Below are 14,169 nucleotides of genomic sequence, written 5' to 3' on the forward strand. Positions count from 1 at the left end.
GCAGCGGCTACAAGGTGGTTACAACCCGCCTGTAGCCTGGAACCCAACCCCCAATACCGTCAGCACCGACAGCGGCAACAGCAGCGTGTCGAGCAAGGCGCTGGCCGGCAGATCGACCCCCGGATAGCTCGGCGCTTCGGCACCGAAGCGATCCATCGGGCAACAGCCGCCCTGCATCACATACAGATCCAGGCGCGTCCCGGAATACACCACCGGAGCTCCCGGCTTGGCCGCGTTCAGCGTGCGTGCCGTGGCGCAGCCGCCCAGTTGCAGGGCGACCAGCAGGATCAGCAGCGACTTACTCATCGCTGCTCAGATGATGCTCGCCCCACCGCGGCAGCATGTCTTGCGGGATATTCAACAGGTTGAGAATCCGCGCCACGACAAAATCCACCAGGTCGTCGATGGTCTGCGGCTGGTGATAGAAACCCGGAGACGCCGGCAGAATGGTCACACCCATGTTCGACAGCTTGAGCATGTTTTCCAGGTGGATGCTCGAGTAAGGCGCCTCGCGCGGTACCAGGATCAGCTGGCGGCGTTCCTTCAGGGTGACGTCCGCCGCCCGCTCGATCAGGTTGTTGCAGGCGCCCGTGGCGATGGCCGACAAGGTACCGGTGGAGCAAGGCACCACCACCATCGCCGCCGGCGAACCGGAGCCCGAGGCCACCGGCGACATCCAGTCTTCCTTGCCATACACGCGGATCTGCCCGGCTGCCGCACCGGTGTACTCGGTGAGGAAGGCCTGCATCGTCTGCGGCTTGGACGGCAGGGTCACATCGGTCTCGGTCGCCATCACCAACTGCGCGGCCTTGGAGATCAGGAAGTGCACTTCACGATCTTCGCGCACCAGGCAATCGAGCAGGCGCAGGCCGTACTGGGCGCCCGAGGCGCCGGTCATCGCCAGGGTGATGCGTTCCGGGCCGTTGTTCATCGCAGTGCCTCGGCCAGCTTGCCATGCAGGCCGCCGAAGCCGCCGTTGCTCATGATCACCACGTGGGTGCCCGGCTTGGCCTGGCTCTTCACCCGCTCGATGATGCCTTCCAGGGAATCGCTGACAATCGACGGCACGCTGCACAGCGCGGCGGTGGCGCCCAGGTCCCAGCCGAGGTTGGCCGGCGCGTACCAGACCACCTGATCGGCCTGGTTGACGCTTTCCGGCAGCCCGTCACGGTGGGCGCCGAGCTTCATGGAGTTGGAGCGCGGCTCGATGATCGCGATCAATGGCGCATCGCCGATGCGCTTGCGCAGGCCATCCAGGGTGGTGGCGATGGCGGTCGGGTGGTGAGCGAAGTCGTCGTAGATGGTGATGCCATGGACTTCAGCCACCTTCTCCATCCGCCGCTTGACGCTCTTGAACGCGCTCAGCGCAGCGATGCCCATGGCCGGCACCACGCCGACATGGCGCGCCGCGGCCAGGGTGGCCAGGGCGTTGGCGACGTTGTGCTGGCCGGTCAGGTCCCACTCGACCACGCCTTGGGCCTCGCCTTCGAACATCACTTCGAACTTCGAGCCGTCTTCGCTGAGCAGCTTGACCTGCCATTGGCCGCCCGCGCCGGTGGTTTGCACCGGGGTCCAGCAGCCCATGTCGATCACCCGTTGCAGGGCCGGCTCGGTAGTCGGGTGGATGACCAGGCCTTCGCTCGGGATAGTCCGCACCAAGTGGTGGAACTGCCGCTCGATCGCCGGCAGATCGGGAAAGATGTCCGCATGATCGAACTCGAGATTGTTCAGGATTGCCGTGCGCGGACGGTAGTGGACGAACTTCGAGCGCTTGTCGAAGAAGGCGCTGTCGTATTCATCGGCTTCGATCACGAAGAACGGTGTGCCGCCCAGGCGGGCCGACACCGAGAAGTTCTGCGGCACGCCACCGATCAGGAAGCCCGGACTCATGCCCGCATGCTCCAGCACCCAGGCCAGCATGCTGCTGGTGGTGGTCTTGCCGTGCGTGCCGGCCACCGCCAGCACCCAACGGCCTTGCAGCACATGGTCGGCCAGCCATTGCGGGCCGGAAACATAGGGCAGGCCCTTGTTCAGCACATATTCCACCGCCGGGTTGCCGCGGGACATGGCATTGCCGATCACCACCAGGTCCGGCGCCGGGTCAAGCTGGGCCGGGTCGTAGCCCTGGGTCAACTCGATGCCCTGGGCTTCGAGCTGGGTGCTCATGGGTGGGTAGACGTTGGCATCGGAGCCGGTGACATGATGGCCCAGTTCTTTGGCCAGAACCGCCATCGAGCCCATGAAGGTGCCGCAAATACCGAGAATATGAATGTGCATAGAAGACCTCGTAAAACATCGAGGCAGGTTAGCGTAGAGGGCTGCAAATCGCACTCTTTAGCTGATGGGGGAACACGCTGTTGTCACTGCCGGAGGCTGTGACGAGTTCCGTGAGGCTTTTGCCGGGGAATCGCTCGAACGCGGCTGGAGCCTTGGGCCGCGGTTACCGACGTATCGGCGGCTGCGCCGCCTATCGCGAGCAATCGAGCGTCGACTGGCTGCTCCTACAGAGGAAGGCTCGCGATGAACGATAACCCGGTGCCGCGCCTAGCGCGCTATCCCATGCTTGCGCAGCTTTCTATAGAGGGTGTTGCGGCTCACCCCCAACTGCTTGGCGGTGTGGGTCATATGCCAGCGCTGTTGTTCCAGGGCATTGAGCAAGGCCAGGCGTTCGGCATCGTCCAGCGGGTATTCGCCCGCCTCCTCGGCAACTGGCGGCACTGGTACAGGGCGGCCCTGGCGAATCATCGCCGGCACATCCTCCAGGCCGATGCGTCCGTCGTCGCAGAGCGCCGCCAGGGTGCGCAATACGTTGCGCAGTTGCCGCACGTTGCCTGGCCAGTGGAAGTCCAGCAGGGCCTGGCGCGCCGGGCCGTCGAGCGAGACCTGCTGATCGCCGGCTTCCTGCGCCAGGAGAAAATCCAGCAACTGGGATTTGTCGCTGCGCTCGCGCAGCGCCGGCAAGCTGATTTCCAGGCCATTGAGCCGGTAATACAAATCCTCGCGGAAACTGCCATCCCGCACCCGCTCCAGCAAGTCCCGGTGAGTGGCGCTGATAATGCGCACGTTGACCGCCTGCGGCTCGCCGCCGATAGGCACCACCATGCGGTCCTCCAGCACCCGCAACAGGCGGGTCTGCAAGGCCAGCGGCATATCGCCGATTTCATCGAGGAACAACGTGCCGCCATCGGCCTGCTGCAACTTGCCGCGCATGCCTTCCTTGCGTGCCCCGGTGAAGGTACCGCCGCGATAACCGAACAGCTCGCTTTCGATCAGGCTTTCGGGAATTGCTGCGCAGTTCAAGGCAACGAAGGCTTTCTCCGCCCGCTGGCTGGCATGGTGCACCGCCTTGGCGAACGCCTCCTTGCCGGAGCCGGTTTCGCCGTTGATCAGCAGCGGTACATCGCGCTCGAACACGCGCAAGGATTTGCGGAAGTCGTCTTGCAGGGCCGCATCGCCCAGGCAGATCTCGGGCAGGCGCGGACGCTCCAGCACCGCCCTCGGCGGCAGTGGTTTCGACACGCTGCGCGGCTGGCCCCGCAACACCGCGAACAGATGCCGCCCATCACGGGTGCGCAGCGGCCAGCTGGCGCTGGCATTGACACTGGCGCGGCCCAGCAACTCGTCCAGCGAGCAGTCGAAAAAGGCTTCCACCGGTTTGCCCAGCAAGCCACCGCGAACATGCCCCAGCAGGTTCAAGGCGCTCTGGTTCACCGCGCTGATCCGCCCTTCCCCGTCGAATGCCAGCAAGCCTTCGCTGAACAAGCCGACGGACTCGGCTTGCAGGTGAAAACGCAGCAACCATTGATTGTCGAAATAGCGCAGGAAATAGCAGCTCTCGATCATCTTCGCCGAGAGATTGACCAAGGCCATGGTGTGGAACTGGCTCTGGCGCGACACATCCGGGCGCGCCGAGGAAACGTCGAGCACCGCCAGCAGTTCACCGTGAGGGTCGAACACCGGGCTGGCCGAGCAAGTCAGGCCGGTATGACGACCGCGGAAATGTTCGTCCTGGTGGATGGTCAGGGACTGGCGCTCCACCAGGCAGGTGCCGATGCCGTTGGTGCCCTCGCAGGCCTCGCTCCAGTCGGCGCCGAGCCAGAGCCCGGCGCGTTCGAAAATCTTGCGCTCGGCGGGCGCGGTGACGCAGTTGAGGATCACTCCCCGGGCGTCGGTCAACAGCACCGCATGGCCGGCGCCGGACAGCTGCTGGTGCAGGCTGGTCATCTCGTTGCCGGCGATCTGCAGCACCTGCTGCAGGCGTTCGCGGCTTTCCAGTAGACGGCCGTGCTCGAGCACGGTGGGCGCCATGCTCAGGGCCGGGTCGAGGTGATAGTCCTCCAGGCAACGCAGCCAGGAGCGGGCGATGGAAGGATCGCTGCCGGGCCCCTGCAGATGGGCCTTGCCTTGGGTCACGGTCAGCACTTGCTGGGCGTGTCGGGTGAGGTGATTGCTGTGCATTTCTTATTGTTCTCCTGCTGCGCTGACTGCTCAGAAGGCACCCACCTGTAGCCGCTGCCGCAGGCTGCGCCAAGCCCCGCAGGGGCTTCCGCGATCTGAAGAGCAGCGCCCGCTTCGCGGTCGTTCGCAGCCTGCGGCAGCGGCTACAGAAGAGTTCTTCAGATCCTCGCGGCCCACCAGCATCCTCCAGCCATGGACGCATTGCAATGCTGCCTCGACCAATGAGTCACGGGCTGTGCCACAAGCGGTACAAAGTGTCACCCGGCCTGTGCCACAACTGCCACATACGCCCGGCACGCAGCCGCTGAAACATTCGCAAACCCTTGATTTTACTGGCCTGCAACGCAGTGGCCCGGGCTTTGCTCTACGCTTTTACAAGCGCAACAGCGCGTCCTCCCCTATAAGCACAAAAGCCAGGAGATACCCACCATGCGTTATGCACACCCCGGTACTGAAGGCGCTATCGTTTCGTTCAAGAGCAAATACGGTAACTACATCGGCGGCGAATTCGTCGCGCCTGTCAAAGGTCAGTACTTCACCAATACCTCGCCAGTAAACGGCCAACCGATCGCCGAGTTCCCGCGCTCCACCGCCGAAGACATCGAGAAAGCCCTGGACGCCGCCCATGCCGCCGCCGATGCCTGGGGTGCCACCTCGGCACAGGCCCGCTCGCTGATCCTGCTGAAAATCGCCGACCGCATCGAGCAGAACCTCGAACTGCTGGCCATCACCGAAACCTGGGACAACGGTAAGGCCGTGCGGGAAACCCTCAACGCCGACATCCCCCTGGCCGCCGACCACTTCCGCTACTTCGCTGGCTGCCTGCGGGCCCAGGAAGGCAGCGCCGCGGAAATCGACGGCAACACCGTGGCCTATCACATTCACGAACCACTGGGCGTGGTCGGGCAGATCATCCCGTGGAACTTCCCGCTGTTGATGGCCGCCTGGAAACTCGCCCCGGCCCTGGCCGCCGGCAACTGCGTGGTACTCAAGCCAGCCGAGCAGACCCCGCTGGGCATCTGCGTGCTGATGGAGCTGATCGGCGACCTGCTGCCGCCGGGCGTGCTCAACGTGGTGCAAGGCTTCGGCAAAGAAGCCGGCGAAGCCCTGGCCACCAGCAAGCGCATCGCCAAGATCGCCTTCACCGGTTCGACGCCGGTGGGCTCGCACATCATGAAATGCGCCGCCGAGAACATCATCCCGTCCACCGTGGAACTGGGCGGCAAGTCGCCGAACATCTTCTTCGCCGACATCATGCAGGCCGAACCGAGCTTCATCGAAAAGGCCGCCGAAGGCCTGGTGCTGGCGTTCTTCAACCAGGGCGAAGTCTGCACCTGCCCGTCGCGCGCCCTGGTGGAAGAGTCGATCTACGACGAGTTCATGCAAGTGGTGATGAAAAAGGTCGAACAGATCAAGCGCGGCGACCCGCTGGACACCGACACCATGGTCGGCGCCCAGGCGTCCGAGCAGCAGTTCGACAAGATCCTCTCGTACCTGGAAATCGCCAAGGGCGAAGGCGCGCAGCTGCTGACCGGCGGCAAGGTGGAAAAACTCGAGGGCAACCTGGCCAGCGGTTATTACATCCAGCCGACCCTGCTCAAGGGCCACAACAAGATGCGTGTGTTCCAGGAAGAAATTTTCGGCCCGGTGGTGAGCATCACCACCTTCAAGGACGAAGCCGAAGCCCTGGCGATTGCCAACGACACCGAGTTCGGCCTTGGCGCCGGCCTCTGGACCCGCGACATCAACCGCGCCTACCGCATGGGCCGGGCGATCAAGGCCGGTCGTGTGTGGACCAACTGCTACCACCTGTACCCCGCCCACGCGGCGTTCGGCGGTTACAAGAAGTCCGGCGTCGGCCGTGAAACCCACAAGATGATGCTCGACCACTACCAGCAGACCAAAAACCTGCTGGTGAGCTACGACATCAACCCGCTGGGCTTCTTCTAAAGCCAGTAAAGCCAGGGACAAGGGTGAAGCCGCCAACGCGGTTTCACCCTTGGGGGCCGCTCGCGCAAGCTCGCGATGACGACCTCAAGGCAAAACGCACCATCGCCTTGCAACACCGATCCGGTCTGCCGACCGGGCACAACAATAAGAACAGGTGAACCCTTATGCCTAGCGAACATACCGGCGTGCAGTCGGCTGGCTCTTCGGTCGACTTTGAAAAGGTCGGCTCCGACTATTTCCAACAACGCGAACTGAAAAAAGGCGCGGCAGGCTGGGTCCTGCTGGTGGGCCTGGGCGTGGCCTACGTCATCTCCGGCGACTACGCCGGCTGGAACTTCGGCCTGGCCCAGGGCGGCTGGGGCGGCATGTTCCTCGCCACCCTACTGATGGCCACCATGTACCTGTGCATGTGCTTTTCCCTGGCCGAGCTGTCCTCGATGATCCCCACCGCCGGCGGCGGCTACGGTTTTGCCCGCAGTGCCTTCGGCCCCTGGGGCGGCTTTCTCACCGGCACCGCGATCCTTATCGAATACGCCATCGCCCCGGCGGCGATCGCGGTGTTTATCGGCGCCTATTGCCAGTCGCTGTTCGGCATCGGCGGCTGGATGATCTACCTGGCGTTCTACATCGTGTTCATCGCCATCCACATCTTCGGGGTCGGCGAGGCGCTGAAGCTGATGTTCATCATCACCGCCGTGGCCGCCCTGGCCCTGGGCGTGTTCCTGGTGACAATGGTGCCGCACTTCTCGGTGGCCAACCTGCTGGACATCCCGGTCACTGAGGCCGTGGGCGCCAGCAGCTTCCTGCCGTTCGGTTATGTCGGTGTGTGGGCGGCAATTCCCTACGCCATCTGGTTCTTCCTGGCGGTCGAAGGCGTCCCGCTGGCCGCGGAAGAAACCAAGAACCCCAAGCGCGACCTGCCGCGCGGCCTGATCGGCGCCATGCTGGTGCTGCTGAGCTTCGCCCTGCTGATCCTGGTGATCGGCCCGGGCGGCGCGGGGGCCAACGCCCTGCTGACCTCGGGCAACCCGCTGGTGGAAGCCCTGGCCAAGGCCTACGGCGGTTCGACCTGGATGGGCAGCTTCGTCAACCTGGTGGGCCTGGCCGGCCTGATCGCCAGCTTCTTCTCGATCATCTACGCCTACTCGCGGCAGATTTTCGCCCTGTCCCGCGCGGGTTACCTGCCGCGCAAGCTGTCGGAAACCAACAAGAGCAAGGCGCCGGTCCTGGCGCTGGTGATCCCCGGCATCATCGGTTTCGGCCTGTCGCTGACCGGCCAGGGCGACCTGCTGATCCTGGTGGCGGTGTTCGGCGCGACCATCTCCTACGTACTGATGATGGCCGCGCACATCACCCTGCGCATCCGCCGCCCCAAAATGGATCGTCCGTACCGCACCCCGGGCGGCATCTTCACCTCCGGCGTGGCCCTGGTACTGGCCTGCATCGCCGTGGTCGCGGGCTTCCTGGTGGATCCGCGGGTGGTCATTGGCGCCGCGATCATCTATGGAGTATTAATTGCTTACTTTGCTTTCTACAGTCGGCATCACTTGGTAGCAGGCACGCCCGAAGAAGAATTCGCGGCCATTCAGAAAGCTGAAGAAGCCTTGCACTAACCGCCGAAAACCTCGACGCAGGGGCCACGCCCCTGCGTCGTCACGGAGAACCTGTATGGCAAGTTTCGCCCACACCGTCGGCGCCCAGACCTACCGCTTCGACAGCCTCAAGGAGGTCATGGCCAAGGCCAGCCCGGCGCGCTCCGGGGACTTCCTGGCCGGCGTCGCCGCCCTCAACGACGGCGAGCGGGTCGCCGCGCAAATGACCCTGGCGGACATTCCGCTCAAGCACTTCCTCGAAGAAGCACTGATTCCCTACGAAACCGACGAAGTCACCCGGTTGATCATCGACACCCACGACAAGGCCGCCTTCGCCACCGTCAGCCACCTCACGGTCGGCGGCTTTCGCGACTGGCTGCTCAGTGACGCCGCCGACGAACAGAGCCTGCGCGCCCTGGCACCCGGGCTAACCCCGGAAATGGCCGCTGCCGTGTCGAAGATCATGCGTGTCCAGGACCTGGTACTGGTGGCGCAGAAGATCCGTGTGGTCACCCGGTTCCGCGGCACCCTGGGCCTGCGTGGGCGACTATCGACCCGCCTGCAGCCCAACCACCCGACCGATGAGCCGGCGGGCATCGCCGCGAGCATTCTCGACGGCCTGCTCTACGGCAACGGCGACGCCATGATCGGCATCAACCCGGCCACCGACAGCATCGCCTCGATCTGCGCCCTGCTGGAAATGCTCGACGCCATCATTCAGCGTTATGAAATTCCCACCCAGGCCTGCGTGCTGACCCACGTCACCACCTCCATCGAGGCGATCAACCGTGGCGTGCCGCTGGACCTGGTGTTCCAGTCGATCGCCGGCACCGAGGCGGCCAACGCCAGCTTCGGCATCAACCTCAATGTGTTGCAGGAAGGCTACGAGGCCGGCCTGAGCCTCAAGCGCGGCACCCTGGGGCAGAACCTGATGTATTTCGAGACCGGCCAGGGCAGCGCGCTGTCGGCCAACGCCCACTTCGGCGTCGACCAGCAGACCTGCGAAACCCGCGCCTATGCCGTGGCCCGGCACTTCAAGCCGTTCCTGGTGAACACCGTGGTCGGCTTCATCGGCCCGGAGTACCTGTACAACGGCAAGCAGATCATCCGCGCCGGCCTGGAAGACCATTTCTGCGGCAAGCTGCTGGGCGTGCCCATGGGTTGCGACATCTGCTACACCAACCACGCCGAAGCCGACCAGGACGACATGGACACCCTGCTGACCCTGCTGGGCGTGGCCGGGATCAACTTCATCATGGGTATCCCCGGCTCCGACGACATCATGCTCAACTACCAGACCACCTCCTTTCACGACGCGCTCTACGCCCGCCAGACCCAGGGCCTGAAACCGGCGCCGGAGTTCGAGCAGTGGCTGGCGAAAACCGGCATCTTCACCCAGCCCGACGGCAAGGTGCAGTTCGGCCACAACCTGCCGCCGGCCTTCCGCCAGGCGCTGGCACAGCTTCAGTAAGGACAGGCTCATGGACAAACATCCGACCGACAGCCAGAACCCCTGGCTGGAGCTGCGCCGCCTGACCCCGGCGCGTATCGCCCTGGGCCGCACCGGCACCAGCCTGCCCACCGGCGCCCAGCTGGACTTCCAGTTCGCCCACGCCCAGGCCCGCGATGCGGTGCACCTGCCCTTCGACCATGCCGGGCTGAGCAGCCAACTGGCCGAACGCGGCCGCGACAGCCTGCTGCTGCACAGCGCCGCCAGCGATCGCCACAGCTACCTGCAACGCCCGGACCTGGGGCGCAAGCTCAGCGACGCGTCGGCCCAGGCCCTGCGCGAGTACGCCTGCGCCAACCCGGGCGGGGTGGATCTGGCCGTAGTGGTGGCAGACGGTCTGTCGGCATTGGCGGTGCATTGCCATACCCTGCCGTTTCTCGCCCGCTTCGAAGAACAGACCGAGGCCGAAGGCTGGTCGCTGTCGCCGGTCATCCTGGTGGAACAGGGCCGGGTGGCGGTGGCCGACGAGATCGGCGAGCTGCTCGGGGCGAAAATGACCGTGATCCTGATCGGTGAACGCCCGGGCCTCAGCTCACCGGACAGCCTGGGGCTGTATTTCACCTACAACCCGAAGATCGGGCTCACCGATGCCTATCGCAACTGCATTTCCAACGTGCGCCTGGAGGGCCTGAGCTACGGCATGGCGGCCCACCGCTTGCTGTATCTGATGCGCGAGGCCTGCAGGCGGCAGCTCTCGGGGGTCAATCTGAAAGACGAGGCCCAGGTGAACACCCTGGACAGCGACGCGCCCGACACCCTCAAGGGCAATTTCCTGCTGGGGCCTGCAAAGCCATGACTTTTCGAGACGATTGCGCTTTTTCCAGGCTTTAGGCAGCATCGAAACACGGCTGCCCGAGTAATGAACCGTTTGCCGTCGTATCCATTCGAAGTTGAGGACAACTCATGCGGATTACTCAAGCAACCCTCGAACACCTGGATCTGTTAACGCCCCTGTTCGTCAAATACCGCGAGTTCTATGGCGCCCTGCCTTTTCCGGACTCGTCCCGGGCCTTCCTGGAAAAGCGTCTGCGCCGCAAGGAATCGGTGATCTACCTGGCCCTGCCCGACGATGACGACAAGAAACTCCTCGGTTTCTGCCAGCTCTACCCCAGCTTCTCCTCTCTGTCCCTGAAGCGCGTATGGATCCTCAACGACATCTATGTCGCCGAAGACGCTCGCCGCCAGCTGGTGGCCGACAATCTGATCCGCACCGCGAAGAAAATGGCCAAGGACACCCATGCTGTGCGCATGCGTGTCTCCACCAGCAGTGACAATGAAGTGGCGCAGAAAACCTATGAATCCATCGGTTTTCGCGAAGATACCGAGTTCAAGAACTACATATTGCCGATCAGCGACGATTAACCCCCATCTCAAACCTCCCGCTCACAACCTTCGACAGCGCCTGCAAAGACGCTGCCGAAGGCCACGATCTTTCGCCTTTGGCCAGCCTGCGCCGTCAAGACATCCCTCGCTACAAACTCAACGCCAATTTCACCTATCAGGTCTTATAATGCTGACCTTTTCGGGGCGTAAGATGAATCTGCGCCAGCTGTAAGTTTTCGCCCCAGTCATCGCACAGGCCTGCAGAGTCGGGCCATCACCACAGGTGCCCTAATGGATTTCAACCCGATCGACCTCATCCTCCATCTCGACGTTTACCTCGACATGTTGGTGACCAACTACGGGCCATGGATCTACGCCATCCTGTTCCTGGTGATTTTCTGCGAGACCGGCCTGGTGGTGACGCCATTCCTGCCGGGCGACTCCCTGCTGTTCATCGCCGGCGCGGTCGCTGCCGGTGGCGCCATGGACCCGGTGCTGCTCGGCAGCCTGCTGATGCTGGCGGCGATTCTCGGCGACAGCACCAACTACATCATCGGGCGAACGGTGGGCGAGCGACTGTTCAGCAACCCGAACTCGAAAATCTTCCGCCGCGACTACCTGCAAAAGACCCACGATTTCTATGACCGCCACGGCGGCAAAACCGTGACCCTGGCGCGTTTCCTGCCAATCATCCGTACCTTCGCACCCTTCGTCGCCGGCGTGGCCAAGATGCCGTACCCGCGCTTCTTCGCCTTCAGCGTGGCCGGCACCATCCTGTGGGTCGGCGGTCTGGTGACCCTGGGCTACTTCTTCGGCAACGTGCCGTTCATCAAGAAAAACCTGTCGCTGCTGGTGGTGGGCATCATCCTGCTGTCGCTGGTGCCGATGATCATCGGCGTGGTGCGCAGCCGCCTGGGCCGCTCGGCGGCAAAGGCTGAAAGCCACTGATCGCTATGTGGCCCCTCAGTACCTGGCGCCGCCGGCGTCGGCTGGCCAAGCACCCGGTTGCCGATGAAATGTGGCAACGGGTGCGCCAGCACCTGCCCTTTCTCGACGGCCTGAGCGATGCCGAGGACCAATGGCTGCGGGAAACCAGCGTCCTGTTTCTCGACGACAAGCACCTGAGCGCCCTGCCCGGGGTCGAACTGCACCAGTTCGAGCGCTTGCTGCTGGCCGCCCAGGCTCAGCTGCCGCTGCTGCACCTGGGGGATTTGAACTGGTACCAGGGCTTTCACGAAATCGTCCTCTACCCCGACGACTTCCTCAGCCCCCAGCGCCATCGCGACGCCAGTGGCGTCGAACATGAATGGGACGGCGAACACAGCGGCGAAGCCTGGCAACAGGGCCCGATCATCCTGGCCTGGCCCGGCGTGCTCGCCAGCGGCGGCTGGGAAGCCTACAACCTGGTGATCCACGAGCTGGCGCACAAGCTGGACATGCTCAACGGCGACGCCAACGGCCTGCCGCCGCTGCACAGCGACATGCGCATCAGTGACTGGGCGCAGGTGATGCAGGCGGCCTACGACGACCTCAACCACCAGCTAGACCACAACCCGGACGCCGAAACCGCCATCGACCCTTACGCCGCGGAAAACCCCGCGGAATTCTTCGCCGTCACCAGCGAATACTTCTTCAGCGCCCCGGATCTGCTGCACGAGGCCTATCCGAAGGTCTACCAGCAACTGCAGCTGTTTTACCGGCAGAATCCCCTGGCCCGGCTCCAGCAATTGCAGGCCAGCGACCCGCACTACCAGCAACACTGAGGCGTCCTGCCGGAACGCGCCCGCTGGCGAAATAATCGTCGATTCTGACGGGTGTCTCTGAACTAAACAGGCTGCGGCGACTCTGCTTTTCGCAAGCAATCGAGCGTCGACCGACGGCTCCTGCACAGGGTTCGCGGCGTTTGGCCCAAGGCGTCCATACGTCCTTCGGTGCGTGGCATAGCCCTTGGAATATGCCTATAATCGCCGCCACTTTTTGGTCAATCCGGCCAAGACATTTTGGTCAACTAACGGGGGCATCGCCCAATGAGCTACAGCAAGATTCCGGCTGGCAAAGACCTGCCGAACGACATCTACGTCGCAATCGAGATTCCGGCCAACCACGCGCCGATCAAATACGAAATCGACAAAGACAGTGATTGCCTGTTCGTTGACCGTTTCATGGCCACCCCGATGTTCTACCCGGCCAACTACGGCTACATCCCGAACACCCTGGCGGACGACGGCGATCCCCTCGACGTGCTGGTCGTGACCCCTTACCCAGTGGCTCCAGGCTCGGTGATCCGCGCCCGTCCGGTCGGCATCCTGAACATGACCGACGACGGCGGCGGCGATGCCAAAGTCATCGCTGTTCCACACGACAAGCTGTCCCAGCTGTATGTCGACGTGAAGGAATACACCGACCTGCCGCCGCTGCTGATTCAGCAGATCGAGCACTTCTTCGCGAACTACAAAGATCTCGAAAAAGGCAAATGGGTGAAGATCGAAGGCTGGGACGGCGCCGACGCCGCCCGCGCCGCGATCCTGAAGTCGGTTGCCGCCTACAAAGGCTAAGCACCCCTTCAATAAAAAGCCCCGCTGACCCGGGGCTTTTTTATGCCCGTCGAATGCCCCCTCCCCCGTAGGAGTGAGGCTTGCCCGCGATAACAGCCCCCATAACAACAGCCCATTCCCCGCCAACAACGCCCTCCGATACAAAACGCCCCTGCTTTTTGCCCTCGTCACAGGCTCCGGCTAACGCTTTGCGCTGGGAATTCTCTTCGAATATCAGTATGCTGCGCCCCACCTTTGCGCATCGACCTGTTCAACCGGTCAGATCCGCCCGACGCGGCAGATGATTTTCTCGCCAAGTCCCACAGCCAGCCGCAAGAGCTGGGTGTACGTTTTGCAGGCTGGTGCGGTTTACCAAAAATGAACCAAGCCAGTCCCCGAGAAGCCGGCCACAAGCCGGCTTTTTAATTGTCCGAAATAATCCTATCCAATCTGAAAAATCAACTGCTAGCCTCTCTATTCCGGGGCCATAAGGCATTTCTCTGTCCAATGGTGTTCAACGCCACTGTAGTGGTCTGAATCGCCCCGGGTTTCGTAGACACCTCCATGCCTTAAAATGAGGCCAATCAGGAGGTGCCATGAGCAACCCGCGTTATCCCGAAGAATTCAAAATCCAAGCGGTCAATCAAGTGACCGAAAAGAAGCTTCCCGTCGCTGACGTAGCGGCCCGTCTTGGTGTGTCGACGCATAGCCTCTATGCGTGGATAAAGCGCTACAGCAAACCTCAAGAAGAACGGCAGCAAGACGATGACCAGCACGCTGAACTGCGTCGACTGCGAGCGGA

General features: G+C 63.1%; 13 protein-coding genes. 9 read left to right on the forward strand and 4 right to left on the reverse strand.

Features of this window, described 5'->3' with window-relative positions:
- Positions 1-18: 18 nt before the first annotated feature.
- The 4 genes from CRO75_RS09955 to CRO75_RS09970 all read right to left on the reverse strand — a co-directional run bounded on the left by CRO75_RS09955 (position 19) and on the right by CRO75_RS09970 (position 4,458).
- Positions 19-306 carry a YceK/YidQ family lipoprotein gene (locus CRO75_RS09955; RefSeq protein ID WP_009051050.1) on the reverse strand — a complete coding sequence of 96 codons (288 nt, stop codon included), beginning with the start codon at positions 304-306 and terminating at the stop codon, positions 19-21.
- Complete coding sequence (gene ubiX / locus CRO75_RS09960; RefSeq protein WP_007927126.1) at positions 299-931, reverse strand: flavin prenyltransferase UbiX; 633 nt, start codon at positions 929-931, stop codon at positions 299-301. Before ubiX ends, CRO75_RS09955 begins: the two co-directional genes overlap by 8 nt.
- Positions 928-2,277, reverse strand: a complete 1,350-nt coding sequence (mpl, locus tag CRO75_RS09965) for a UDP-N-acetylmuramate:L-alanyl-gamma-D-glutamyl-meso-diaminopimelate ligase (protein ID WP_009045799.1) — start codon at positions 2,275-2,277, stop codon at positions 928-930. The genes ubiX and mpl overlap by 4 nt, the downstream gene beginning before the upstream one ends.
- 267 nt (positions 2,278-2,544) lie before the next feature.
- A complete protein-coding gene (locus CRO75_RS09970; RefSeq protein ID WP_097135117.1) occupies positions 2,545-4,458 on the reverse strand; it encodes a sigma-54-dependent Fis family transcriptional regulator in 1,914 nt (637 codons plus the stop codon).
- Positions 4,459-4,887: 429 nt separating this feature from the next.
- On the opposite strand from CRO75_RS09970, the gene CRO75_RS09975 reads away from it, so the two are divergent.
- The 9 genes from CRO75_RS09975 to CRO75_RS10020 form a co-directional block, all read left to right on the forward strand.
- The gene (locus tag CRO75_RS09975) at positions 4,888-6,408 is read left to right on the forward strand and encodes an aldehyde dehydrogenase family protein (RefSeq protein WP_009045801.1); all 1,521 of its coding nucleotides are present in this window, start codon (positions 4,888-4,890) and stop codon (positions 6,406-6,408) included.
- 164 nt (positions 6,409-6,572) lie between these two features.
- Complete coding sequence (gene eat / locus CRO75_RS09980) at positions 6,573-8,021, forward strand: ethanolamine permease (RefSeq protein WP_097135118.1); 1,449 nt, start codon at positions 6,573-6,575, stop codon at positions 8,019-8,021.
- A gap of 55 nt (positions 8,022-8,076) precedes the next feature.
- Complete coding sequence (locus tag CRO75_RS09985; RefSeq protein ID WP_097135119.1) at positions 8,077-9,471, forward strand: ethanolamine ammonia-lyase subunit EutB; 1,395 nt, start codon at positions 8,077-8,079, stop codon at positions 9,469-9,471.
- 10 nt (positions 9,472-9,481) lie between these two features.
- Complete coding sequence (gene eutC, locus CRO75_RS09990) at positions 9,482-10,306, forward strand: ethanolamine ammonia-lyase subunit EutC (protein ID WP_097135120.1); 825 nt, start codon at positions 9,482-9,484, stop codon at positions 10,304-10,306.
- 107 nt (positions 10,307-10,413) lie between these two features.
- Complete coding sequence (locus CRO75_RS09995; protein ID WP_009051056.1) at positions 10,414-10,872, forward strand: GNAT family N-acetyltransferase; 459 nt, start codon at positions 10,414-10,416, stop codon at positions 10,870-10,872.
- Between the two features lie 252 nt (positions 10,873-11,124).
- Positions 11,125-11,781 (forward strand): DedA family protein, encoded by a 657-nt coding sequence (locus CRO75_RS10000; protein ID WP_097135121.1) that lies wholly within the window; start codon positions 11,125-11,127, stop codon positions 11,779-11,781.
- A gap of 5 nt (positions 11,782-11,786) precedes the next feature.
- Entirely contained in the window at positions 11,787-12,596 is an 810-nt protein-coding gene (locus CRO75_RS10005; RefSeq protein ID WP_097135122.1) for a M90 family metallopeptidase, read from the forward strand.
- A gap of 264 nt (positions 12,597-12,860) precedes the next feature.
- Positions 12,861-13,388, forward strand: a complete 528-nt coding sequence (gene ppa, locus CRO75_RS10010; RefSeq protein ID WP_062824479.1) for an inorganic diphosphatase — start codon at positions 12,861-12,863, stop codon at positions 13,386-13,388.
- A 575-nt stretch (positions 13,389-13,963) separates the two neighbouring features.
- Positions 13,964-14,169, forward strand: a 206-nt coding sequence (locus CRO75_RS10020) for a transposase (protein ID WP_143503905.1), incomplete at its 3' end; no start/stop codon positions are given.

The sequence above is a fragment of the Pseudomonas sp. LAMO17WK12:I10 genome (genome assembly GCF_900215185.1).
GTDB lineage: Bacteria > Pseudomonadota > Gammaproteobacteria > Pseudomonadales > Pseudomonadaceae > Aquipseudomonas > Aquipseudomonas chlororaphis.